This window comes from Bacillus sp. SIMBA_074 (assembly GCF_046534555.1).
GTDB classification, from domain to species: domain Bacteria; phylum Bacillota; class Bacilli; order Bacillales; family Bacillaceae_G; genus Bacillus_A; species Bacillus_A mycoides.
The window spans coordinates 22474-45637 of sequence record NZ_JAWRYM010000033.1 but is presented as its reverse complement, the minus strand read 5'-3'; the positions used below and the strand labels follow the sequence as shown (position 1 = coordinate 45637).

Genomic DNA, 23164 nt, shown 5'->3' with positions numbered 1-23164 from the left:
TTATAATAAATAATAGTAATCTATTCCAATTATCAGGGGGCCCACGCATATGAAAGCTGCAGTAAAACATAACATTTCAGATTTTAAAGAGTACTTAAAATCAAACGATATATACATGGAAGAAAATATAGATGAAAATGATGGTTCGGTACATTTTTCAGTAGGATTAGAAACAGAAGCTGGCGCAAAAATTCAACTTATCGCTGCTTTCCAAAGCGAACATCCTGCTGTGGATATATACTGCTTCAATGTTGCTCTTGTACCTGATTCAACATCAACAAATGATATTTTACATGTCATCAATGAATTAAACACATCTTATCGATTTGCAAAATTCACGCTAAACAAACAAAATGCAATTGATATTTCAACATCTCTTGCATTCTCAGAACCAAACTTTAATCCCGCACTTGTCTTTGAACATACGAGAATGCTATATAAACTGGCAAACGATGAATATAAGAACTTAATGAAAGTTATTTGGGCGTAAATAAAAAGATGGTGCTACAAGAGCACCATCTTTTTATTTCGATATCATATCAACCCACATCTTTATCGCAGTTCCTACAATTAAAGTAGACAATACGTATTGCAAAACTTTTTGATTCACTCTCTTCCCTACTCTCACTCCAAGAGGAGCGGCAAATAAACTTGCTATCGCAACGATAAGAGCCGGAATAACAACTATTTGTCCAGTAATCACTTTCCCAGTAGTAATTCCTATCGAGGAAATAAAAGTAATAGCGATAGATGTTGCTATTGTTGTACGTATCGGTAGTTTTAAAACAACTAGCATAATCGGTACTAAAAGAAATGCACCACCAGCCCCAATAATGCCGGAAACACTTCCTACAATAAAAGCTAGCAAACTAGCGAGCCACTTATTGTACGTAATTCCTTCTGTCCCCTTACGATTGCTTCGCTTCGGTATAAACATCATAATAGACGCAATAGTAGCTAGTAATGTGTAAACAACGTTTACAGCATGCTCATTTAATAGATTCGCACTAAAGCTACCTACAAAGCTTCCTATCAATATACTAGCTCCCATATACACAACTAAAGTTTTATCCATATCGTTACTTTTCCTATACGCCCACGCGCCTGCAAAAGTTGCAAAGAATACTTGAATCGCTGTAATACCGCTCACTTCATGTGATGTATATCCAGCAAATCCTAGCAATACCGGAATGTATAAGATCATCGGATAATTAATAATTGCACCACCAATTCCAACCATTCCTGATATAAACGATCCTATAAACCCAATTATAAAAAGTAATACGACTAAGCTCATCTTACATCCCCTCCCTTCTAAAAAGAAGGTGAATTAAATGAATAAGTTTACATTCCCATCCGAAGCATCTGCTAAATAAGCTCCTACTCCTGCAAACTCTACCCCATCCATAATCTCTTCCTCTTTTAACCCTAATAAATCTACTGTCATTTGACAAGCTACAAGTTTAATTCCCTGTTCTTTCGCCAAATCGATTAAATCTGGTAAAGGCATCGCATTATGTTTTTTCATAATACCTTTAATCATCTTTGCTCCCATACCGGCAAAATTCATTTTTGATAATCCCATCTTATCAGCGCCGCGCGGCATCATTTTTCCAAACACTTTCTCTATAAATGTTTTCTTTACTTTCACATGCTCATCTTTCCTAAGAGCATTTAAACCCCAGAAAGTATGAAAAATAGTCACCTCATGATCGTACGCCGCTGCACCATTTGCAATAATATAAGCTGCCATCGCCTTATCATAATCTCCACTAAATAAAACAATCGTCGTTTTCTTCTGTTGTTCCATGTTGTTCTCCCTCCTAATTACCTATAGGGGTATTTTAAAAATTGTAAAAAGACTCAAATTATCTAGCTACACCTGATACTACTTTCTCCTTACAAAACGTTCATACCGCCTGAAACGTTTATAATGCGCTGAAATCCTAATTTCTTTAATACTTTTGCTGCGTGCTTACTTCTCATCCCGCTCTGACAAATAACGATTATTTCCTTATTTTTATCTAATTGATTTGCTCTACTAGCTAACTCATTTAGCGGGATATTCTGAAATCCCTTCATATGATTTCCTCTATATTCACCTACTGTACGAACATCGATAAACTGCTTTCCCTGTTTTCCCACTATACTCTTTAATTCTTTTCCATTTATATTTTGAACACCTTTCACCGGTAAAAAACGTGAAATAACAAACCATACAGCAATTACAATGAAAAGCGTACTTAATATTGTATTCATATAAACAACCTCTCCGCCTTTACAAAACTAGTTCTTCACTACGCCTTCTTAATCCAAAACTTCAGCACATCGTCTTCTATATTATGCTTTACTATTTCATGACCGCCTGTTTTTGACCATGCTGGAATATCTTTTACTGATCCTTTATCCGTTACATGTACTTCTAACACTTCTCCAGTTTGTAAAGCATCCATCGCTCTCTTCGTTCTTACAATCGGCATTGGACATGCTAAACCTTTCGCATCTAATACTTGGTTTACATTCATCATCTATTCCTCCAGTTTGTTATTTTATAATGAATCATGAACTGCACAGCGATTTGGACCAATCTCCATTTCACGCTCTTCTTCCACATTCGGATAAATCTTACCCATATTCGTTTGACGAATTTCTTCATAAGCATTCGGCTGAGGCGGTAAGTTCTCTGTCACAGTTTTACGAAACTCTACCTCATCGGCAATATTTAATCCTACATTCTCCTTGAATAGATTTTGTAGGTTCGCACGCACAATACCTTTCTCATCCATTTCACTTATTTTTGAATAATGAGCCGGTAAAACAATTAAATCTTGAGATAATTCCTTATAACGTTTATATAAAGTATTTCGCAAATCCCCTACCCAGTCTTCCGCCTTCCCAGCAAGATCCGGGCGGCCAATTGAATCTACAAATAATATGTCCCCTGATAATAAATACGTCTCATCAATAATAAATGATGTACTTCCAATCGTATGCCCTGGTGAGTATAGCGCATCAATATGAATTAGGGTACCCCCCACCGTAATAACAGTACTTTCTATAAGCGGTTCGTAAGAAAAAACGACTTCCTCCGCATCTTTTGGAGGTAACCAATACGTACCGCCTACTTTTTCAGCTAACTTACGCCCACCAGAAATATGATCTGCATGTAGATGTGTATCTATTACATTAGTAATAGTAGCTCCGTGCTCTTTTGCAAAATCTTCGTATACTTCAATCGTTCTCACCGCATCAATGACTGCTGCTTCACCCTTTGAAACTACCATATAAGATAAGCATCCTTTTCCAAGACGATTAAATTGATATATACTTCCCCGCCCTGTATATCCCCTACCTTTACCGGCTTCACATACTCACTCCAAGCTTTCATACCGCCAGCTAAATAATAAACATTATTGAAACCAGCATGTAACAATTGCTCTGCAACAAACTGCGAAGAACCTTCTTTCGCACATACGACTAAAATTTCTTTCTCCCTCGGCAATTCATCTACGACATGATCTACACCATCTAATAAGTCAAAATACGGTTTATTTATAGAAGAAACTTGTTTTCCTTCAATTTTCCAATCTTCATAGTCCCTTTCATTACGAACATCTAAAATAAACAATTCTCCGAATAAAACTTTCTCTGCGACATCTTTTGCTTGTAACGGTTTAACACTCATTCAATTACCCCCTGAGGTATATTTATATTTAAAAAATTTTATTTCTCCACATTTCCTTGCCACTCTAACATACCAGGAATGACATTTTTCACATTTGAAAAACCTTTTTCTTTCAACATTTGACACGCTATATCACTACGATTACCCGTTCGGCAAACAACATAAATTGGTTTCGCACTGTCTAACAAAGCACTATCTAATTCACCTAACGGCACCGAAATTGCGGATGGAATATGACCAAAGGCAAATTCCGCTGCTTCGCGAACATCTAGCACAGTGCACTCTTCACTACTTAACAATATATCTTGCAATTCCTCATTCGTAATTGTATGAGGATACTTTACAACTTCATTTACTTCATGTTCATGGGATTTTCGTACATAATGCTTTAATATATCTCCCTCTTGTTTCGTTCCAATATATTGATGACCTACTTTACTTGACCAACTTTGAATATCTAGCGTAGAACCTTTATCCGTCGCCTCTATTTCAATAACTTTCCCTGATGCTAACCCTTCCATCGCCTTTTTTGTCTTCACAATCGGCATCGGACAAGCCAATCCTTTACAATCTAAACTCGTATCCACTTTTATACTCATCGTCATTTCCTCCCTAGTTATTATACGTATACCTGTAGGGGTATAATAAAATGTTTTTGAAAATCTGTCAACACATACGTTTGACAGATTATCTGCTTTTTACAAGTAATTGAACAGCTTCTTTAATTAACTCTTCATTTGAGCCATTACCTGTCTCAAACTGCTCGCGCAAACATTGCTCTAAATTTGTTCCAACAACGAGTCCAATTGTACGATCAAGTGCAGAACGGGATGCAGTTAACTGTGTAATAACATCTCGGCAATCTTTTCCCTCTTCCATCATGCGAAGCACACCACGAACTTGACCTTCAATACGTTTCAATCTATTTTTCATATCTTGATTGTATTCCATTCTATAATCACCTCATTACCATTATGTCACCATTTATAACTTATGACAATATATTATACCCTGCAGGGTATTTTGTAAACCCCTATTTTTATTTTTCATCTTACATGTTCGCAAAACAAAAAGTGAAACCTTAATCCATGGGGTTTCATCCTCCACCAAATTTTGAAGTGAAAGATGAACAAATATCAATATACAATCCGGTCTGGTAATACTGTTCCGTATAATTTAAAGCCACCATCTACATTTTTTACCCTATATCCTTTTTCCATTAACATACGTGCTGCAACATATCCCCTCATACCAAGCTGACAAGTAATATATATTTCTTTATCTAATGGCACTTCATCCAAGCGATCACGTAATTCATCTAATGGAATATTAATAGAACCTTTGATCATTCCTTGCTTTAATTCATTAGGATCTCGAACATCAATCAGATATCCATCATTTTCAACAATACGATCAATTTCATGCCATTGTACTGTATCAACAAAACCATCTACTATATTACTTGCCGCATACCCTACCATGTTTACTGGATCTTTTGCGGAAGAATACGGTGGTGCATATGATAATTCTAAATCCGGTAAATCAATTACAGTTAAATTCGCCTTCATTGCCGTTGCAATAACATCGATACGCTTATCTACCCCGTCACGTCCTAAAGCCTGTGCCCCATAAATTTTCCCACTCTCTTTATTAAAAATTAATTTTATTAGTACTGGCGTAGCATTTGGATAGTATCCAGCATGAGAATTGGCCTGTACATGTACTACCTCATAGGGTATATTTAATCGTTTTAATATTTTTTCATTTACTCCAGTCGAAGCAACTGTTAAATCAAAAACTTTAGCCACTGAAGTTCCCATCGTACCTTTATATAAAGAATCCGTATGACCATGAATAATATCTGCTAACATGCGGCCTTGACGATTAGCCGGCCACGCTAAAGGAATCATTGTTTCTGTTTCTGTAACAAAACCTTTCACCTCAATCGCATCACCAATTGCATATATATGTTGGTCCGATGTTTGAAATTTCTCATTTACTTTTATCGTTCCTCTAACTCCTAGCTCTAATCCTGCATCCTTCGCTAAACTACTCTCTGGTTGTACACCAATTGCTAAAATAAGCATATCTGTCTTTATAATTGACCCACTCTTTAGACGTACAATACTCCCATTCTCCTCTAATGCATCTACACCGTCTTCAAAAATAAGCTCAACATTGTGCTTTTTCATATGCTCGTATACATATGCCGCCATTTCATAATCAATCGGTGGCATCACTTGATTGGCCATCTCTACGAGAGTAACATCAATTCCTCGTTCTCTTAAGTTTTCAACCATTTCTACTCCAATAAATCCACCACCAATAACCGTCGCATGATGTGGTTTCTTCTCATCAATGTACGCTTTAATACGATCTGTATCAGGTACATTTCGTAACGTAAACAACGCCTTCGCTTCTTCAATACCCGGAATAGGTGGAACAATTGGTTTCGCCCCTGGTGAAAGAATTAAAACATCATATTCCTCGTTATATGTTTCATTTGTAGTTACATTCTTTATAATAATTGTTTTCTCTTCTTTATTAATTTTTACTACTTCACTCAATACACGTATATCTAAATTAAAGCGCTTTGACATCTTTTCAACTGTCTGCACTAATAGTTTTTGTCTTTCTGTAATTACACCGCCAATATAGTATGGTAATCCACAGTTTGCAAATGAAATATATTCACCGCGTTCAACCATAATAATTTCATCTTCTTCACTTAAGCGACGAAGCCTTGTAGCTACTGATGCTCCACCAGCAACTCCACCTACTACAACAATTTTTCTAGACATATTTTAAACCTCCATGTTGTTTATTATTTAATTTCTCCATGTATTACACACAAAAAACTCATACCCGTATGGGTATATAATAAAATATACAAAAATCATTTTCAATATATATATCTTTTGTTCACAAATTCGAAACAAAAAAGAACCTAGATATCTCCAGGTTCCTTTCTGTATGATTAAATCCATGCCTAAAGGCGGCGTAGTATAGAGTAATACTTATTTTTGACGGCTGAATTCATTTACGAATGAAGTAATTTGTCATACTTCCTATAATCTCTTTGTAAAACTATAATCCATATCTCCACCTAACGCTGCAGCTGTATCACCAGTTTCTCTAAAATCATGTGTATAAATTTGTTCAAATGAACCGAAATCTACTTGTTTATAAAATTCATAACAAGGGAATCCATCATGCTCTCCTTGAATATCAATACTCCCATCCTTTTTCACACATACAGTTAATAAATAGTCCACAGGAGGTGCATATACATTTAACGGATTACTTGCACTTGCACTCATTTTGAATTGCACACCCTCAGAATTCCATACAATATCAGTACACACAATATTTTCAGTACTCGCTTTTCCTGTTCTTTTATTCACAGAACCATCTGGATTTGTAACCTTCTCTGTCGTAATACCTGTGTTTGCATATGAAAACACTTCTTCTTTATAAAAGTCCACTACTACCTCTTGCTCAACTCTAGAGCGCATAGTATTTACCGCATGTGGTGTAAATTCACGTGAATCACCTTCGAATTGGATTACTTTTCCGGTTTGTACATCCTTCTGTGGTTCTGTCCAAGACATTGGAATAAATACACTGGCTCTAATTTTAACGATATTCTTCATAAGAAACACCCCTGTAATTCTAATTTTATATACTGCATACTATTGAATAAAATAGACCACAATTTCAATCCTAGAACCAATAGCTTTCTCTTTTACGTTTGCTACTTCCTTCTAAAAAATAGCGCTATATTTATATCTAGATTTTCGTTTTAAAGCTATATTCCATTTCTCCAGCTAGTGCTGCTGGGGTATCATCCGTTTTCCTGAAATCATGTGTATATATTAATTCAAATGAACCAAAGTCGATTTGTTTATAAAATTCATAGCAAGGAAAACCATCATGTAAACCTTCAACATGCACAGTACCACTTTCATTAACTCGTATAGTCAAAAAATAATCAGCTGCAGGTGCTGCCCCGTTTAACGGATTACTTGCACTTGCTCTCATTTCAAATGAAACTTCATCTTCACTCCATACAATATTTGTACATGCAATGTTTTCTGTACTTGTTTCTCCTTTTTGATACTCAATTGAGCCATCTGGATTTGTAATTTTCACAGTAACGATACAAGCATCTGCATATGTAAAAATTTCTCTTTTATAAAAATCAACAACCACTTCTTGTTCTAATCTTGAACGCTTTGTGCTCACAGAGTATGGTGTAAATTCACGTGCATCTCCGGCATATTCAAACACTCTTCCCGTCGCAGGATCCTGAATAGGTTTCAGCAAAGCATACGATGCAAATACACTCCCTCTAATTTTAACGATATTAACCATGTGAAACCTCCATAATTCATTGATATTATTTAGATAAATCATTATTTGTTCTATTACTATTATATAGTCAATTTGATTGACTATATCCTGTATAGTACAATAGATTCTACTTATAGTCAATTTAATTGACTATAAGTAAGGAGGTTATATACATGACTCATCAAACACTTAACGAACTAGATCTTACATCACTTTTATCACTATCTTTCAGCACATTAATTACTGAACTACATGACAAATTAAGTGAATTAGGATTTGAAGATATTAGGCCAGCGCATGGTTTTATGTTCAAACGCATCCTTCCTAATGGGGCAACCGGTATAGAACTAGCTGAATCTTTAGGGGTTTCAAAACAAGCCATAAGTAAAATGGTAGATTCTCTTGAGAACAGTGGTTATGTCACGCGCCAAACGCATCCTACTGATAAAAGAGGTAAAATTATTGTTTTAACCGAGCGTGGTTTAGCAGTAATGAAAGCAAAAGAAGAAATAGTAGCTGAAATAGAACAACGATGGATTGCAAACATAGGTGCAGAACGAATGCAAATGCTTAAAGAGGATTTAACAACATTCGTTACTAAAGAAAATACAGGAAAATTATCATCGAGCATACGACCTGTTTGGTAAACAAAAACTCCATATAAAAAACGAATCCATTTTGATTATTCTTTTTCAAAATGGATTCGTTTTTTACAGCTTTATTAAAATCATTGATTCCTTTAAATTTTGTTTTAAATATATGGGATACCCATATTTTATACATTATATAATTCCGTAACTCTCTGCACGATCAGCTCTGCCGTATTCTCCTCTGGCGGCATCAACAAGTTTGTAACTGGCCCATACACAACAGGATTTAATTCCACTTCATATCCACCATATGCATACTCCTCTTTTGTCGGTAAGTAACCAATATATCCATTCGTATAGCCACCAAAGAAAGCTAGTTCATTTTGAACACTCTCTTTCATTTCTAAAGCAGTTTCTGAAAAAGGTTCCATCGGTATTCCAGAGAATATACCATCATTAATTTGAAACAATTGAATTTCTAAATCGATACTTAAGTGCCTAATGTTTTTCCTATGCTTATCTAAAACAATAGCAAGCCATTCGTCAGTATTCACACCCCACTGCTTCTCAGCTAATTGGGCCATTCTTTTTATCTCTTCAATTTCTGGAATATCCTTTAACTTCATTTGCATCATCGTCGAAATAGTTCTTAGATTTACAATTGGTCTATATGTAACTGTTGGTAATATCGTTAACACATGTCCACTGAGTGCGTAAGCCATTTGTTTTAATGCTTCCTGTGAACCACGATACTTCGCATTCACGTTTCCAGCAGCACCTTGAACAATAATAACAGGACAGTTTACTATTTTCTCCAGAATCTCTCGCGTCATTCCAGGATAATCTGCTGATAATACATCGCTATCCCCTTTTAAAACATTCGGATGAGCAGTACAAAATACAATGACCCCAGCTAACTCCTTTGACTCAGCATTTCTCATTGCTAAAACACCAATTCTTTTATCTACAATACCCTCTATATTTATGCCCATCTTTGCTTTTCCATCAGGTGTCCTCTCTCTTCGGTTTACTCCAATATCACCTGTCGTAACATCCCACCCAACTTCACATGACCGCATATTATTATTCGCAGTAATAGCACCCTGCACTACATTATTTAGTAAAATCGTTTTATACGACTTTATTAAAGGATGATCACCGACTGTTTCCGGACCAGAATGAGTATGTGTATAAACGACAGTTATTTGCTGCAACGGCTCATTCAGCTCACTAGCTACTCGTTCACGAATCATCGTCGTATCTTCTACTAACATTCCGATATTATCAATACTTATAAACACAGTTTTCATTTCATCTTTTTCAAATACAAAAATTGTCCCATAAATGTGATCTTCAATATTATTAATCCCTGTATCTCTATGATATCCGATAAAATCAATACCTATAGGCGGCGTAATATCCACCTTGCACACCCCTACTTTGCTCATTTGAATCGCTCCATTTCTCTATGTAACTCCCTCTCTTCAAGAATAGCATATTTACCATTTTCAAAATAAAAAGAACGGACAAGAAATTCTATGTCCGTTCTTTTCATCACACATACTTCCGATGCACCATCTTCCCATCATAAGAAAACACAACGCCCTTACTCTCCACAATCGATTCCATATGCACTGTTCTTCCCCATAGCTGATGAAGATACGGTAATACTTTTTCTAAGTATTTTAAATCTAACTCAATTCCTTCATAGCTATGTTTAATGTACAATTCCCCATTCTTTAAGTAGTCTCCATCTTCTACTACTAAGTACGGGAAACCTCCATTTGTGCGCATATTTACGAGTTGATCGCGTACATGCTCCCATTCTTTATCAATTACTTTATATTCTTTTCCTTGGCGCTGGAATAAGTACATATCTTCTCTCATTACAAGTTTTTTATTTAAATAGTTTCTTAGGAACGATACATCCCATTCAATTTCCCGTACTTCAAAGATTTTGTCACGACCAGAACCAGGTTTCACACCGCGTCGTTTCATTTCTTCTGTCGGGTTGTTATAGCGCTCTTCAATATCTTCGAACATTTTAATACCGAGGTAGTATGGATTAATACTTGTTTTTGATGGCTGTACGACACCTGCATTTAATTTCGCAAATTCAATTGCTTCACCAGATGTTAAGTCCATTTCACGAAGTATGCGTTGATGCCAGAAGGAAGCCCAACCTTCATTCATAATCTTCGTTTCAAGCTGTGGCCAGAAGTATAACATTTCTTCACGCATCATCGTTAATATGTCGCGCTGCCACTCTTCTAGCTCACGGCTATATTCTTCAATAAAGAGGAGTAAATCTTTTTCTGGCTGCGGTGGGATTTTCTTCTTTTTATGCATATTAGGTCGTTCTCTCTTTTTGTTTCGATCATCTAAATTCCATAAATCATCGTACTGTGATATCTTTTTCTTTTCTACATCCTCTTCTAAATCTTCAATACTCCATGCAAGTTTCGGACGCATAAGCGATGGATCAATATGTTCTTGAATGGCAAGTACGGCATCTAAAAATGTTTCTACCTCTTCTCTTCCATACTTATGTTCATACGCCTTCACACGATCTGCTGTCGCTGCCATACTCTCCACCATATCGCGTTTCGTATTAGAAAAACGAATATTATTTTTGAAGAAATCACAATGTGCTAAAACGTGCGCCACGATTAATTTATTTTGAATTAAAGAATTCGTATCTAATAAAAAGGCGTAACATGGATCAGAGTTAATAACGAGTTCATAAATTTTACTAAGTCCTAAATCGTATTGTAATTTCATTCTGAAAAATTGCTTTCCAAAACTCCAATGCGAAAACCTCGTCGGCATCCCATATGCACCAAATGTATAGATAATTTCCGCTGGACATACTTCATAGCGCATCGGATAAAAATCAAGACCAAATCCAGTCGCAATTTCCGTAATTTCAGCAATCGCATATTGTAGTGCTTTATCATCACTTGCTCTCATTATTTTCCCTCCTTACACTTTCCCTTAAGAAAGTGTATGATGAGGAACAAGCTTTCATGAGGATTGATTGCATAATAAAAAGACACCCTCTTAAAAAACGAGAATGCCTCTTTCTAATTAACCTTCAATGATCTCCATCTTCTCCGTAATCGGTGTACGAGCTTTTCCTTCTGGTGCTTTATCGAAATAGCCGATATGAAGAATTCCAATGATGCGTTGACCTCTTGTTAAACCGATTCCTTCTATAAATAGTGGATTGTAGTTTAATCCACCTGATTTCCAAACGCATCCTAAGCCGCGTTCCCAAGCAAGTAATTGGAAGTTTTGCATAAATGCACATGTTGCAGCGTAATCTTCGTCACGTTGAATTTGACGCGGATCTTCATTAATGTAAACAACGATTTGTGCAGGTGTGCTTAAGAAACGATCAGATAAAATCTTGCCGCGTTTCGCTCTTTCTTCTTCTGTGAAAGAGTTTAGTACTGCGTCCACTAATTTCTGACGGCCTTCTCCAATGTATAATTTACAATTCCATGGTTCACGGTGTTTATGATTCGGTGCCCATGTTGCGTCGTTTAATAGTTCAATTAATAGCTCTTTTTCTACTGCTTTATCTGTAAATGTACGAACAGAACGTCTTTCTTTAATAACGTTTGCGATGGAAGTATATGTAGTCATATTTTTCTCTCCCTTATTTTTATCTATATGTATAAGTTTTTTATTGATATTGATTTTCAATTTCGATTATAACCTAGTTTTTCACTATTAATCAATGTTTTATGTTGGAAAACTTATAAAAACGCCTTTTCATACTGTGAATAAAAAAACTTAACTTGTTCACAAGTTTTTCACATTTTATGGAAATGATATGTGTAAGTTTTCCACATTACCCATCTAGGAGGAGTTTATATGTACAAGAAAATCGCAGTAAGTATGACTATGGCAGCATTATTGTGCGGGATATCTGTCTTTCCTGCTTCCGCTGCCACGCCAAAAGAAGTAACAATGCACCATCATAAGCCTATTTCAGAAGAAGAAATGCAGTCGCTCGAAAAACTCGGCTATAATAAACATGAAATTTGGAAAGCTGCCCACATTGCAAGAATAAGTAAAAAAGAAATTAAGGACGTTTTAGCTTACTATAAGCAAAATAAATCTTGGGAGAAAACAGCCGAGCATTTCGGTGTAGACCCAAGTAAATTGAAAAAGCATCATATGAATAAAGAAACGAAAAAAGCACTACTGCAAAAATTAGCAAATATGCAAAAGTCCACACCAGATGGACTGAAACAAAAAATGAAAGAATATAACATCGGCTTACGCCAACTTACCGTGTTAACAATCATCTCTCAAAAAAGTAATACCCCTCTTGAAGATGTACTAAAAATGAAAAAAGATGGGATGGATATTAAACAAATTGCGGAAAAATTAAATGTTAAAAAAGAAGATATACGGGCAGAAATGATTAAATTAGTGAAGTCTATTAAAGAAAAGAAAACAAATTAGCCTGTCAAAAAGGAAGAGATATTCAATACTCTTCCTTTTCTTTATCCCGCTATTTCTGGGTAGTAAAACTCCCACCTCAAAATTCGACTGGAGCAAAGAAGTTAGGTGGGAGTCGTGCTGCCCGTAAAATCCCGATTATTAGCCTTCACTTTATGAACTTTCAATTTTCAAGTATAAATTCCCGTCTTTCCCAAAAACTAACACAAGTAAATGATGCGTGTAAGGGGTGAGGAAATGTTCCGTGTATCATCTAAAAAGAAGAAAAAAGCACTCTGTTCTATTCCGGAGTTTATCCACACTATGAAAGAATCCAGTGATTTCGTGTCTTATAACGTAGTAGACGATGGAACATTGTGTTTGTTTTATTATAAATCTACAGCCGAATCACTCCTCATTAATCGATTCATTTTAACACCTATAAAAAGAGAATTAGATCACATTGAAAATATAAGTGATATAGCAAATATCGTAACACTCGAGGACATCATCACCAACCCTTCTATTGATGATATTCGTGAAAAATTATTAAGTGGGTATGTACTTATTCAGCTAAAAAATGATTCTCACTCAGCAGAATATGCACTTATTCGTGCTGAAAGTTCGGTTTTAGGTACACGGTTATATAACGATACAGAGAATGAATATAGTGTCATCGGTCCAAAAGTCGGCTTCGTTGAGAATATCGATACAAATATACACTTACTTCGGCGAAATATCGTAACAGAACAATTAGTTTTCAAAGAAGTTATAGTTGGTTCTATATCAAAAACAAAGGTCGTAGTTGCTTACATCGAAGGCATTACAAATGATCAGCACGTCAATACTGCAATGCAGCGCCTACAAGGCATTGACTTTGATGTTCCTTTCGATGCGACTATGATCGAACAATTTATTAGCGATAATAGTAACTCTCCCTTCCCTGTTTTACTACCTACAGAGCGCTTAGATCGTTCTGTTTATGCACTCATTAATGGTGGTGTTGTCATTTTAACAGATGGTTCACCATACGCATTAGCTGGACCGGCGACATTACTCGATTTCTTCGTCTCTCCAGAAGATTATTATTTACCCTGGATAGCAGGCTCATTTCTTCGAATGGTTCGCTTTTTCGGAGCAGCATTCTCGCTATTTTCATCAGCTATTTATACAGCTGTATTAACGTATCACTATCAAATGATTCCTGCGGATTTACTAGGTCCGATTATTTTTTCAAGAGCCAATGTACCCTTTCCGCCCATTTTAGAAGCACTTTTTTTAGAAATCACAATCGAATTGCTCCGTGAAGCTGGAGCACGATTACCTACAAAAGTTGGACAAACAATCGGCATCGTTGGCGGGATTGTAATTGGCCAAGCATCTGTTCAGGCTGCTTTAACGAGTACCATTTTATTAATTGCGGTTGCTTTATCAGCACTCGCTTCTTTTACAACACCAACTGTAAAAATGTCTTCTACTATCCGGATACTACGATTTCCACTTATTCTTTTAGCTGGTGCATTTGGGGGCTTAGGTCTCATTGTAGGATTCGTATTCATATTAGCTCATTTAATTCGCTTAAAATCACTTGGATCACCTTATTTATTACCTTTATATCCATTTCGCGGTTTAGGGACAGCAGAAGGTCTCCTGCGCTTACCATTTAGTCAAACTGCAGGGCGCGCCTCTTTTCTGAGACCAAAAAAGAAATGGCGCTATGATCCAAACAAAGCGAAAGAAAAACGCGATGGTGAGAAAAAATGAAAAATATTTTACTATGCTTTTCCATTATCATTTTAATTTTCCAATCCGGCTGTACACAAACGAATATAGTTGATACGCAGCGAATTATTCATGTGGGTGGATTCGATATAACGAAAGATAAAAAATTCCGTGGGACGATTTTATATCCGGATTACACAAAAGGAGTGCAATCCAAACCAGAAACTCAGTCAACTACCGCTGGTACCATTGAAACAATCTCTTCACTCCTAAACGCCAAATCGCCACATACTATCGCTGTAGGTCAAATGCGTGTTGTCCTATTTGGAAAATCATTTGGCGAACGTGGAATTGGGGATGTTATTAACAACTTGCAACGTGATCCTAACATTGGCCGAGATGTGCAGCTAGCACTTGTAGATGGTTCAACAGAAAAACTACTTAAACATGTCAAAACAAATGGATCGCTATATCTGTCTGATTTACTGGAGCAAAATATAGAAACCGAGACAATCCCTCGGACAGCTTTAAATATTTTCTTATATAACTTTTATTCATCAGGTTCCGATCCATTTCTTCCTTACATTCAAGTTGCAGAAGACAAGTCTGCTTCCATTAAAGGACTCGCTTTTTTAAAAAAGGATAAAGTAGCTATGTATACAGATAAAACAGGATCTTTTTTATTTAAATTACTCATTAATCCAACTAACAATGGACGTTACGAAGTTCCGATACGTCAAGGTAAACATAAAGGATTAATCGCAACTCAAAACTTATCTGGAAAAAGTTTTTGTTCCCTTTCCCAAAACGGTGACATTCCGAAAGTTAACATCCACTTAAAATTAAATGGACTCATAAAAAACGCTCCCGACTGGCTTGATTTATCAAAAAATAAAAACATAACTTATGTAAAAAAACATGTGGAGAACACACTTGAAAAACATTTAAATGAATTAATAAAACAATTTCAAGAAAAAGAAATCGATCCAATCGGGATACGTGAAGAAATTCGTAGCCACTCAAGAAAATGGAGTATAAAACAAATTCAAGAAATGTATCCTAGCGTAGAGGTTGCCGTTAATGTGCAAATTAATGTCGTTCAATCTGGTATCGGAGAATAGTGAGGTGCTATAATGGCTGAACAAAATAAAACAAATACTGTTTCCCCTTATTTCGCATTTCTTCTATTACACTCCCTTCAAATCGGAGTAGGTGTGTTAGGATATCAACGAATTATTGCGCAATATGCTGGCTATGATGCTTGGATTTCCCTTATTGTTGCAGGTATTGCAACTCATATCGTGCTCTTTTGCATGCTTAAAATGTTAGAAAAAGATAATGATTTAATAAATATTCATAAGACATGTTTCGGAAAGTGGATTGGAACCTTTTTTTCCGTGTGCTTTGCCGCATACCTTCTATTATTTTGCCTTACTGTTCTTCGTACATATATTGAAGTCATTCAAGTTTGGGTCTTTCCTACAATTAAACCGTGGAAATTAACTTTACTATTTTTACTTGTGACTTACTACGTAATTAGAGGCGGCTTTCGCTCTGTAACAGGAATATGTTTTTGGGGCGTCGTAATACCGATTTTCGTACTATTTTTCTTAGTTTTCCCGATGAAACATGCACATGTCCGTAACATTTTCCCGATTTTTACTCATTCACCTTTAGACATTCTATATTCAGCTAAAGCATCTGCATTAGAATTTCTTGGATTTGAAGCAATCCTTATTTTTTATCCATTTATTAAAAAAGGAAAATCGTTAAATAAATGGGCACATAGTGGTATTGTTTTTACAACCATTCTATACGTAATATTAGCGATCGTGTCCCTTATGTACTATAGCCAAGGACAACTACATCATACTATTTGGCCTACATTAACAATGTTAAAAATTATTAAAATCCCTTTTATTCAGCGATTTGAATACATAATTATTTTCGTATGGTTCCTTATTATTTTACCTAACCTTTGCTTAACGATTTGGTCTTCTTGTTGCATTACTAAGAAATCTTTTCGCATACCATTTAACATTGCACTGCCATTTTTTATCGCAACTATATTTATTTCATCCTTATTTTTCACAAACCGCGAGAGTATCAATACATTAAATACAATACTATCTCAAGCTGGTCTGTATATTGTCTACGTTTATGTACCAATTTTATTTCTATTCCATTCACTACGATGGCGCTTCAAAAATCAGTCGAAAAAATCTTCACCCGACACACCATGATATTTGATACAATTTGGTTAATACATTTGTAAAGGGGACAAGCGAATGAAAAAGTATGTATTTTCTTTACTTGTAGTACTAAGCTTAATCCTTGCTGGATGCGGGAGTACTGGTACAAATGAAAAAAAATCTTCTGAATCAAAAGAAGAACATGATCATGCCACGCACACTCAGCAAGCTGATATTCAAGAAAAGACAAAAGGAGTCGACACACTCCCTACCTTCCTAGACAAGCTTGATCCGCAAATGAAAGATATCTACACTGTCGCTGGACAAAATGCAGAGCTATTAGATTGGATTCCATGTTACTGCGGTTGCGGTGAGAGTGTAGGACATAAAAACAATAAAAACTGCTTTATTCGTGAAATTAAAAAGAATGGTGAAGTTGTTTGGGATTCCCACGCAACAACTTGCGTCAATTGCTTAGAAATCGCAGTTGAATCTGCTTCGATGAAACAAAAAGGAAAATCAACGCTTGAAATTCGTAATTATATTGATAATAAATACAAAGAAGGATATGGGAAACCAACACCTACGCCAATGCCAAAAGCTTAAAAAACGAGGAGACTCCTCGTTTTTTTTCATTCACTTTTTTTCTTAACAAATTCTTTCAAGTGTATTTCTCCTCGCTTGTCACACACTATATATAACTCTTCGGTAAGGAGGGTACACAGTGCAAACATATAACGACTATGACAAAGCTCTCTATTACACGTATTGCTGTAATTGGGATAAACTACTCGTTTTAATGGTTCAAACGAATGATCAACTATTTTCTAAGCGTATTGAACACTTTTTACACGCTTATCAATACAGTAAAGAATTGCCAGAAGTTGACAAGCAATTGCAGCTCCTATTTCAATATATTGACCATGCATCCCAGAAGTCACATGTAGAAGAAGTAGTAGAGCAAATTCAAATGTAAAATATAGCGCTATTCTCTCTTAGAGAATGGCGCTTTTTTGAACATTTTTATATCAATAAAAGTTTTCTTTTACAAAACTTTTATTGATAAACATATTTTCTCTTTCTTTTCTGTACTACTTCATACTATAATTTAGTATGTAACTATTATAAGTGAGGTATAAAATATGGGACGAGAAAAAAAGCAAGAGTATGCTTTATTTACTGCATGGGGAGCTTCTTTTATTGCTACGCTAGGTAGCCTATACTTTTCCGAAATCATGAAATTTGAGCCTTGTGTCCTTTGCTGGTATCAACGTATCTTTATGTATCCATTCGTTTTATGGCTCGGCATTGCTGTAGTAAAAAAAGATTATCGTATTGCAAGTTATTCCTTACCAATTGCAAGTATTGGTGCTTGTATTTCTTTATATCATTATACAATTCAAAAAGTTTCAGCACTATCAGCTGCAGGAGCAGCTTGCGGACGCGTACCTTGTACGGGAGAATACATAAACTGGTTCGGCTTTGTGACAATCCCGTTTTTAGCTCTTATCGGCTTTATCACAATCGCTATTTGCAGCTTTATTGTAATTAAAAACAAATAAGGAGATGAAAGAATGAAAAAAATGCTTATATTTGGTGGTATTATTATCGCTTTGTTTGCAGCAATTTTCGCTGTAACACAAATGGAAGAAAAAAGTGCTTCAACGAGCCAAAAAATTGATAATACTACTAGTCAACCAGATGGTCCTGACTACTACACAAATAAAATTTCTCTTTCAGATCTCCAAAAGAATTTAAAAGAGAAAAAAGAACAAACAGTATACTTTTATCAAACATCTTGCGTTCATTGCCAAAAATTATCTCCTATCGTAGTACCAATGGCTAAAGACTTGAATGTCGATATGAAGGTTATGGATATTGAAAAATTAGATGCTCCTTGGGATGAATATAAAATTAAAGGAACTCCAACAATCATTCATTTTAAAGATGGTAAAGAAGTGAGCCGTATTAGCGGCGAACAACCGGAAGACAAATTAAAAGAGTGGCTTGAGCAAACGAAAAAATAATAAGAAAAGGAAACTCCTTCTATACATGAAATGGGCGTAAAATCCCACACTAATGTATGAGGAGGGGGTTTTATGCCAGAAGTGAAATGCTCTGTTTCCAATTGCTCATTTTGGGGACAAGGTAACCTTTGTCAAGCAAGTGCAATCGTTGTTCAACCTGATGCACAAGAGGCAGGTCAAATTGAAAACAGTTCATATACAAACGCTACTTTAACAAACGAGACGCTTGAAAGTTCTGTAACAACGAGTGTAGAAACGTGTTGTCATACATTTAAACCGAAATATTAAACGTAAAAGCATACGATTGTCGTATGCTTTTTTACATTCCTCTCCAAACATCATGCATCATAAAAAAGTACAAAATAACGAGAAGGACCGTCCCGCATAAAGTAATGCGCCGATATACACTCTTCTCCCCTTCCCTGGCTTTAACAAATGCCCAAATAAATCCAACGAACAATATTAAATCAATATATGGAACATAAAAGGAGAAGACGAGTAACGCATATAAATACACGATAAATAAACAAGTCGTGATTAAGAAAATTTTAAATGCAAATTCACTTTTCATAATGTGACCGCCCCCCAGTCTGTACTGTATTATATTCAGCAAAACATAATAGTTGCTGTTTCAATTTTTTTATCTCACTATTTACAGGCGCGCGATTGGTATGAAATCATTAAAACCAACTAAACTTCATCACAAATAAGCTACCGCCTATACACGGTAGCTATTATGGAACATTATATTTCCTTTTATATATGTTACTTAAAATCGAATAAGGTAATTGCTCATAACGAATTTTTTCTCCCGTTACATCTACAATATACAAATTGTTTCCTATATAATAGGTTCCATCTTTTCGTTTTGAATACACTGTATATTTTTCATTTGGCAATACCGTTTTTACTTTCGTCAATTGTCCATTTGGTTCTTGCCAATATATATTTACACGATCTACTAACGTAAGCATTCCAATTTGTTCTTCTTCTACTTTACGACCATTCCAACTCACAACCCGATAACCAAGCTTATACGCTTCATATTCGGGACTCGTATGAAAACGAGAAATAATTACTTTCGTCTGTAATTGTACCCGGTCGTATAACCATTGTATGTCCCGATCGTGCATGCGAATACAACCATTCGACTCCCTGCTTCCAATCGTCCATTCCCGATTTGTTCCATGAATTGCATATTCCTTTTTATCTAGACCTAACCACCTCGTACCGAGAGGGTTATTCGGAGCACCCCCAGCTATTTTTTTACGATGGTATTCTTTATTTTTATATTTAGTTATAATACAAAAATTACCCTCAGGCGTCGGGGTCCTGTCTTTTCCTGTCGTTATCGGAAATGTCTTAGTATAGTTTCCATCTTCAAAAAAAGACAGCTGATTCGTCGTAAGGTTAACTAATATTAAATGATCTGTATTAGCAAAAACGCTAGTTGGCAGGCAGAAAAATAGGATTGCGATAAACCATACTTTCTTCATCTAAATCCTCCCTAGCACTAACATCATAATAAAGTGAAACTTTACTCGTTGGGGGATTTTGTCCATCCCCATTGAGGATTAGCCTTCACCAATCGAGCATTTACGGACATTTATCTCCCACCTAACTTCCTTGTATTCACCGAATTGTTAGGTAGGAGTCTTACTGCCCGCAAATAGCGTGATAAATACAATTAACTTTACTTTGCTCTTATAAATGAAAACTATCCATTCACAATTACTCCACCATTTACATGCATCATCTGTCCCGTTACATATGCCGAATCACTAGACGCTAAATATACATATGCAGGCGCTAATTCATACGGCTGACCAGGCCTTTGCATAGGAACATTACTCCCAAACTGTGATACTTTTTTCTCATCAAAACTGGATGGAATAAGCGGTGTCCAAATTGGGCCTGGTGCAACACCATTTACACGAATTCCCTTTTGTACTAACGACTGAGATAGCGATCTTGTAAAAGCGACAATCGCTCCTTTCGTTGCAGAATAATCAATCAACGTTTCATTTCCTTCATACGCAACGATAGATGCCGTGTTTATAATTACATCCCCTTGCTTTAAATGAGAGAGGGCTGCTTTTGTAACATGAAAATAAGAAAAAATATTAATACGGAACGTTTTTTCTAACTGTTCCGCTGTAATATACTCTAGCCCTTGCTGCGGATATTGCTGTGCGACGTTATTCACAAGAACATTTAAACTCCCCAGCTGCCGGGCGGTCTCTTCCACAATATCTTTACAATGTTGCTCATTACTTAAATCCCCCGGCAGCAATACACAATTCACGCCTTCTTTCTCAACAAGTTGTTTCGTCTCATTCGCATCTTCGTCCTCATCTAAATAAGCAATCGCAATATTTGCTCCCTCTTTTGCAAAAGCGATGGAAACAGCTCTCCCAATCCCACTATCTCCCCCTGTAATTAATACACTCTTTCCTTTTAACTTTTCGCTTCCTTTATAATTAGGATCTTCAAACTTTGGAAGAGGATTCATTAACGATTCAATACCAGGCTGTTTATCTTGATGCTGCGCTGGCATCGTTAAAAAGTTTTTTTGCTGTGGCATAACTTCCTTCAACTCCTTTCCCCTTATAATGTGCACAATAATAAAAACTACTTACACATTAAAAAACCGCAATTCACACGCAATTTTACGGTTAACATTCGAATTTAAGACATAAAATATGAGTTGTTCTAAAGTTTTTATGCAAAACTATTGCAAAATAGATAAAAAACGAATATTATATATAACTGTTGTGGAAATTATTCGTAAAAAGAAAGGATGTTTATATGTTTAACCTTTCAAAACATAAAACTTCTATTAAAACTGAAATTATGGCAGGTATTATTACCTTTTTAACAATGGCATATATCATTGTCGTAAACCCTGTCATCCTTGGGGATGCAGGCGTTCCATTTGAACAAGCATTTACAGCTACAATTATCGCTGCTGTTGTCGGAACATTATTTATGGCAATCTTTACAAACTTACCAATCGCAATTGCACCGGGTATGGGATTAAATGCTTACTTCTCTTATTCTGTTGTAAAAGCTCATGAAGGCATGACTTTCGCGATTGCATTCTCTGCTGTATTCGTAGCAGGTATGATTTTAATTTTGTTATCATTCACATCTTTCCGTACAAAATTAATGGAAGTAATTCCTGAAAACTTAAAACATGCACTTACTGCTGGTATCGGTCTTTTTATTGCTTTTATCGGTTTGCGCTTAACGGGAATTGTTACAAAAAATGATGCAAACTTAGTTGGGCTTGGCGATCTTCACTCTGCTCCAGTTCTACTAGCATTAGCTGGCCTTGGAATTACAATTATCCTTATGTCTTTAAATATAAACGGGGCACTATTTATCGGAATGTTATTAACTGGTATTATCGCTTACTTCACAGGTCAATTAACATTCTCAAGCGGCGTTACATCAATGCCTGGATTACCAGAAGGAATTATCGTTTCAAATCCAATTACTGCTGTATCTGATGTAATTAACTACGGATTATACGGCGTTGTGTTCTCATTCTTCCTTGTTACACTATTTGATACAACAGGTACACTACTTGGCGTTGCACAACAAGGTGGATTTATGAAAGATGGAAAGCTTCCAAAAGCAGGACGAGCTCTTCTATCTGACTCATTCTCAGCAACAATTGGAGCTATGTTCGGAACAACACCATCAACAGCTTACATTGAATCATCTGCTGGTGTTGCAGCTGGTGGTCGTACTGGTTTAACAACTGTTACAGTAGCTGTTCTATTTGCATTAGCAGCATTCTTCGGACCGTTAGTGAGCGCTGTTTCTGGCGTTTCAGCTATTACAGCACCATCATTAATTATCGTTGGTAGTCTTATGATGGGCTCAGTTCGCCACATCGATTGGGATACATTCGATGAAGCATTCCCAGCATTTTTAGTAATCTTAAGCATGCCACTTACATCAAGTATCTCAACAGGTATTGCACTTGGATTTATTTCATACCCACTTATGAAAGTGGCAAAAGGACAATTCCGTGCTGTTCACCCACTTGTGTATTTATTCGGGATCTTGTTCGCTTATCAATTAGTTTTCTTACCACATTAAAATCCCTCATAAAGAGGGATTTTTTCATAAATA

The 23164-nt window shown here is 36.0% G+C and carries 27 protein-coding genes and 1 pseudogene; 12 read left to right on the top strand and 16 right to left on the bottom strand.

Going from position 1 to position 23164, the window contains the following annotated elements; translation table 11 throughout:
- Positions 1-49 precede the first annotated feature (49 nt).
- Positions 50-490 carry a hypothetical protein gene (locus tag SB773_RS25045; RefSeq protein ID WP_002029912.1) on the top strand — a complete coding sequence of 147 codons (441 nt, stop codon included), beginning with the start codon at positions 50-52 and terminating at the stop codon, positions 488-490.
- 33 nt (positions 491-523) lie between these two features.
- On the opposite strand, the gene SB773_RS25040 is transcribed toward SB773_RS25045, so the two are convergent.
- The 10 genes and pseudogenes from SB773_RS25040 to SB773_RS24995 form a co-directional block, all read right to left on the bottom strand.
- A complete protein-coding gene (locus tag SB773_RS25040) occupies positions 524-1297 on the bottom strand; it encodes a sulfite exporter TauE/SafE family protein (RefSeq protein WP_044444629.1) in 774 nt (257 codons plus the stop codon).
- Positions 1298-1330: 33 nt separating this feature from the next.
- The gene (locus SB773_RS25035) at positions 1331-1810 is read right to left on the bottom strand and encodes a DsrE/DsrF/DrsH-like family protein (RefSeq protein ID WP_410592788.1); all 480 of its coding nucleotides are present in this window, start codon (positions 1808-1810) and stop codon (positions 1331-1333) included.
- A gap of 89 nt (positions 1811-1899) precedes the next feature.
- Positions 1900-2259: a rhodanese-like domain-containing protein gene (locus SB773_RS25030; protein ID WP_131247307.1), complete on the bottom strand. Its 360-nt coding sequence runs from the start codon at positions 2257-2259 to the stop codon at positions 1900-1902.
- A 38-nt stretch (positions 2260-2297) separates the two neighbouring features.
- Positions 2298-2528, bottom strand: coding sequence for a sulfurtransferase TusA family protein (locus SB773_RS25025; RefSeq protein WP_060749996.1), 231 nt, complete (start codon positions 2526-2528; stop codon positions 2298-2300).
- Positions 2529-2549: 21 nt separating this feature from the next.
- Positions 2550-3685 (bottom strand): annotated as a pseudogene (locus SB773_RS25020) (MBL fold metallo-hydrolase).
- A gap of 38 nt (positions 3686-3723) precedes the next feature.
- Positions 3724-4284, bottom strand: a complete 561-nt coding sequence (locus tag SB773_RS25015) for a sulfurtransferase TusA family protein (RefSeq protein ID WP_410592785.1) — start codon at positions 4282-4284, stop codon at positions 3724-3726.
- 88 nt (positions 4285-4372) lie between these two features.
- Positions 4373-4636: a metal-sensitive transcriptional regulator gene (locus tag SB773_RS25010; protein ID WP_000456201.1), complete on the bottom strand. Its 264-nt coding sequence runs from the start codon at positions 4634-4636 to the stop codon at positions 4373-4375.
- A 185-nt stretch (positions 4637-4821) separates the two neighbouring features.
- Positions 4822-6486, bottom strand: coding sequence for a CoA-disulfide reductase (cdr, locus tag SB773_RS25005; RefSeq protein WP_410592782.1), 1665 nt, complete (start codon positions 6484-6486; stop codon positions 4822-4824).
- Positions 6487-6753: 267 nt separating this feature from the next.
- Positions 6754-7338, bottom strand: a complete 585-nt coding sequence (locus SB773_RS25000) for a DUF3238 domain-containing protein (protein WP_410592780.1) — start codon at positions 7336-7338, stop codon at positions 6754-6756.
- Positions 7339-7474: 136 nt separating this feature from the next.
- Positions 7475-8059, bottom strand: a complete 585-nt coding sequence (locus tag SB773_RS24995) for a DUF3238 domain-containing protein (protein WP_410592778.1) — start codon at positions 8057-8059, stop codon at positions 7475-7477.
- A gap of 152 nt (positions 8060-8211) precedes the next feature.
- Here SB773_RS24995 and SB773_RS24990 point away from each other — a divergent pair, with 152 nt between their 5' ends.
- Positions 8212-8685, top strand: a complete 474-nt coding sequence (locus SB773_RS24990; protein WP_012260356.1) for a MarR family winged helix-turn-helix transcriptional regulator — start codon at positions 8212-8214, stop codon at positions 8683-8685.
- Positions 8686-8813: 128 nt separating this feature from the next.
- On the opposite strand, the gene SB773_RS24985 is transcribed toward SB773_RS24990, so the two are convergent.
- The 3 genes from SB773_RS24985 to SB773_RS24975 form a co-directional block, all read right to left on the bottom strand.
- Positions 8814-10076: a neutral/alkaline non-lysosomal ceramidase N-terminal domain-containing protein gene (locus SB773_RS24985; RefSeq protein ID WP_410592775.1), complete on the bottom strand. Its 1263-nt coding sequence runs from the start codon at positions 10074-10076 to the stop codon at positions 8814-8816.
- Positions 10077-10182: 106 nt separating this feature from the next.
- On the bottom strand, positions 10183-11598 hold the full coding sequence (gene spoVR / locus SB773_RS24980) for a stage V sporulation protein SpoVR (RefSeq protein WP_044444616.1): 1416 nt from the start codon (positions 11596-11598) through the stop codon (positions 10183-10185).
- A 117-nt stretch (positions 11599-11715) separates the two neighbouring features.
- On the bottom strand, positions 11716-12276 hold the full coding sequence (locus SB773_RS24975; protein ID WP_002087479.1) for a nitroreductase family protein: 561 nt from the start codon (positions 12274-12276) through the stop codon (positions 11716-11718).
- Positions 12277-12507: 231 nt separating this feature from the next.
- On the opposite strand from SB773_RS24975, the gene SB773_RS24970 reads away from it, so the two are divergent.
- The 9 genes from SB773_RS24970 (at position 12508) to SB773_RS24930 (ending at position 19309) form a co-directional block, all read left to right on the top strand.
- Entirely contained in the window at positions 12508-13104 is a 597-nt protein-coding gene (locus SB773_RS24970) for a hypothetical protein (RefSeq protein ID WP_410592772.1), read from the top strand.
- Between the two features lie 234 nt (positions 13105-13338).
- Positions 13339-14844, top strand: a complete 1506-nt coding sequence (locus tag SB773_RS24965; protein WP_088033964.1) for a spore germination protein — start codon at positions 13339-13341, stop codon at positions 14842-14844.
- Entirely contained in the window at positions 14841-15923 is a 1083-nt protein-coding gene (gene gerYC, locus SB773_RS24960; protein ID WP_113768962.1) for a spore germination protein GerYC, read from the top strand. Before SB773_RS24965 ends, gerYC begins: the two co-directional genes overlap by 4 nt.
- A gap of 12 nt (positions 15924-15935) precedes the next feature.
- A complete protein-coding gene (locus tag SB773_RS24955; RefSeq protein WP_410592769.1) occupies positions 15936-17045 on the top strand; it encodes a GerAB/ArcD/ProY family transporter in 1110 nt (369 codons plus the stop codon).
- Between the two features lie 45 nt (positions 17046-17090).
- Positions 17091-17600 carry a PCYCGC motif-containing (lipo)protein gene (locus tag SB773_RS24950; RefSeq protein ID WP_044444610.1) on the top strand — a complete coding sequence of 170 codons (510 nt, stop codon included), beginning with the start codon at positions 17091-17093 and terminating at the stop codon, positions 17598-17600.
- 118 nt (positions 17601-17718) lie between these two features.
- Positions 17719-17970, top strand: coding sequence for a YhdB family protein (locus SB773_RS24945; protein ID WP_002150460.1), 252 nt, complete (start codon positions 17719-17721; stop codon positions 17968-17970).
- Positions 17971-18136: 166 nt separating this feature from the next.
- Positions 18137-18556, top strand: coding sequence for a disulfide formation protein C (locus SB773_RS24940; RefSeq protein ID WP_131247288.1), 420 nt, complete (start codon positions 18137-18139; stop codon positions 18554-18556).
- Between the two features lie 12 nt (positions 18557-18568).
- Entirely contained in the window at positions 18569-19021 is a 453-nt protein-coding gene (locus SB773_RS24935) for a thioredoxin family protein (protein WP_410592766.1), read from the top strand.
- A 72-nt stretch (positions 19022-19093) separates the two neighbouring features.
- Positions 19094-19309, top strand: a complete 216-nt coding sequence (locus SB773_RS24930; RefSeq protein WP_002029883.1) for a DUF1540 domain-containing protein — start codon at positions 19094-19096, stop codon at positions 19307-19309.
- A gap of 31 nt (positions 19310-19340) precedes the next feature.
- Here SB773_RS24930 and SB773_RS24925 read toward each other — a convergent pair whose 3' ends face one another.
- The 3 genes from SB773_RS24925 to SB773_RS24915 form a co-directional block, all read right to left on the bottom strand.
- A complete protein-coding gene (locus tag SB773_RS24925) occupies positions 19341-19592 on the bottom strand; it encodes a hypothetical protein (RefSeq protein ID WP_002029881.1) in 252 nt (83 codons plus the stop codon).
- A gap of 163 nt (positions 19593-19755) precedes the next feature.
- On the bottom strand, positions 19756-20517 hold the full coding sequence (locus SB773_RS24920; RefSeq protein ID WP_113768958.1) for a L,D-transpeptidase: 762 nt from the start codon (positions 20515-20517) through the stop codon (positions 19756-19758).
- Positions 20518-20738: 221 nt separating this feature from the next.
- Positions 20739-21605, bottom strand: coding sequence for an SDR family oxidoreductase (locus SB773_RS24915; protein WP_060750054.1), 867 nt, complete (start codon positions 21603-21605; stop codon positions 20739-20741).
- 224 nt (positions 21606-21829) lie between these two features.
- Here SB773_RS24915 and SB773_RS24910 point away from each other — a divergent pair, with 224 nt between their 5' ends.
- Entirely contained in the window at positions 21830-23131 is a 1302-nt protein-coding gene (locus SB773_RS24910; RefSeq protein WP_002029878.1) for an NCS2 family permease, read from the top strand.
- Positions 23132-23164: the final 33 nt, after the last annotated feature.

Bases quoted from the DNA above. Each gene is read 5' to 3' on its own strand.
- SB773_RS24950 (WP_044444610.1), top strand. From the start codon at position 17,091: ATGAAAAAGTATGTATTTTCTTTACTTGTAGTACTAAGCTTAATCCTT.
- SB773_RS25045 (WP_002029912.1), top strand. From the start codon at position 50: ATGAAAGCTGCAGTAAAACATAACATTTCAGATTTTAAAGAGTACTTA.
- SB773_RS25030 (WP_131247307.1), bottom strand. From the start codon at position 2,259: ATGAATACAATATTAAGTACGCTTTTCATTGTAATTGCTGTATGGTTT.
- SB773_RS24940 (WP_131247288.1), top strand. From the start codon at position 18,137: ATGGGACGAGAAAAAAAGCAAGAGTATGCTTTATTTACTGCATGGGGA.
- SB773_RS24975 (WP_002087479.1), bottom strand. From the start codon at position 12,276: ATGACTACATATACTTCCATCGCAAACGTTATTAAAGAAAGACGTTCT.
- spoVR (WP_044444616.1), bottom strand. From the start codon at position 11,598: ATGAGAGCAAGTGATGATAAAGCACTACAATATGCGATTGCTGAAATT.
- SB773_RS24920 (WP_113768958.1), bottom strand. From the start codon at position 20,517: ATGAAGAAAGTATGGTTTATCGCAATCCTATTTTTCTGCCTGCCAACT.
- SB773_RS24970 (WP_410592772.1), top strand. From the start codon at position 12,508: ATGTACAAGAAAATCGCAGTAAGTATGACTATGGCAGCATTATTGTGC.
- SB773_RS24915 (WP_060750054.1), bottom strand. From the start codon at position 21,605: ATGCCACAGCAAAAAAACTTTTTAACGATGCCAGCGCAGCATCAAGAT.
- SB773_RS24910 (WP_002029878.1), top strand. From the start codon at position 21,830: ATGTTTAACCTTTCAAAACATAAAACTTCTATTAAAACTGAAATTATG.
- SB773_RS24995 (WP_410592778.1), bottom strand. From the start codon at position 8,059: ATGGTTAATATCGTTAAAATTAGAGGGAGTGTATTTGCATCGTATGCT.
- gerYC (WP_113768962.1), top strand. From the start codon at position 14,841: ATGAAAAATATTTTACTATGCTTTTCCATTATCATTTTAATTTTCCAA.
- SB773_RS24985 (WP_410592775.1), bottom strand. From the start codon at position 10,076: ATGAGCAAAGTAGGGGTGTGCAAGGTGGATATTACGCCGCCTATAGGT.
- SB773_RS25035 (WP_410592788.1), bottom strand. From the start codon at position 1,810: ATGGAACAACAGAAGAAAACGACGATTGTTTTATTTAGTGGAGATTAT.
- SB773_RS25000 (WP_410592780.1), bottom strand. From the start codon at position 7,338: ATGAAGAATATCGTTAAAATTAGAGCCAGTGTATTTATTCCAATGTCT.
- SB773_RS24965 (WP_088033964.1), top strand. From the start codon at position 13,339: ATGTTCCGTGTATCATCTAAAAAGAAGAAAAAAGCACTCTGTTCTATT.
- SB773_RS25010 (WP_000456201.1), bottom strand. From the start codon at position 4,636: ATGGAATACAATCAAGATATGAAAAATAGATTGAAACGTATTGAAGGT.
- SB773_RS24925 (WP_002029881.1), bottom strand. From the start codon at position 19,592: ATGAAAAGTGAATTTGCATTTAAAATTTTCTTAATCACGACTTGTTTA.
- SB773_RS25040 (WP_044444629.1), bottom strand. From the start codon at position 1,297: ATGAGCTTAGTCGTATTACTTTTTATAATTGGGTTTATAGGATCGTTT.
- SB773_RS24955 (WP_410592769.1), top strand. From the start codon at position 15,936: ATGGCTGAACAAAATAAAACAAATACTGTTTCCCCTTATTTCGCATTT.
- SB773_RS25025 (WP_060749996.1), bottom strand. From the start codon at position 2,528: ATGATGAATGTAAACCAAGTATTAGATGCGAAAGGTTTAGCATGTCCA.
- cdr (WP_410592782.1), bottom strand. From the start codon at position 6,486: ATGTCTAGAAAAATTGTTGTAGTAGGTGGAGTTGCTGGTGGAGCATCA.
- SB773_RS24990 (WP_012260356.1), top strand. From the start codon at position 8,212: ATGACTCATCAAACACTTAACGAACTAGATCTTACATCACTTTTATCA.
- SB773_RS24930 (WP_002029883.1), top strand. From the start codon at position 19,094: ATGCCAGAAGTGAAATGCTCTGTTTCCAATTGCTCATTTTGGGGACAA.
- SB773_RS24935 (WP_410592766.1), top strand. From the start codon at position 18,569: ATGAAAAAAATGCTTATATTTGGTGGTATTATTATCGCTTTGTTTGCA.
- SB773_RS25015 (WP_410592785.1), bottom strand. From the start codon at position 4,284: ATGAGTATAAAAGTGGATACGAGTTTAGATTGTAAAGGATTGGCTTGT.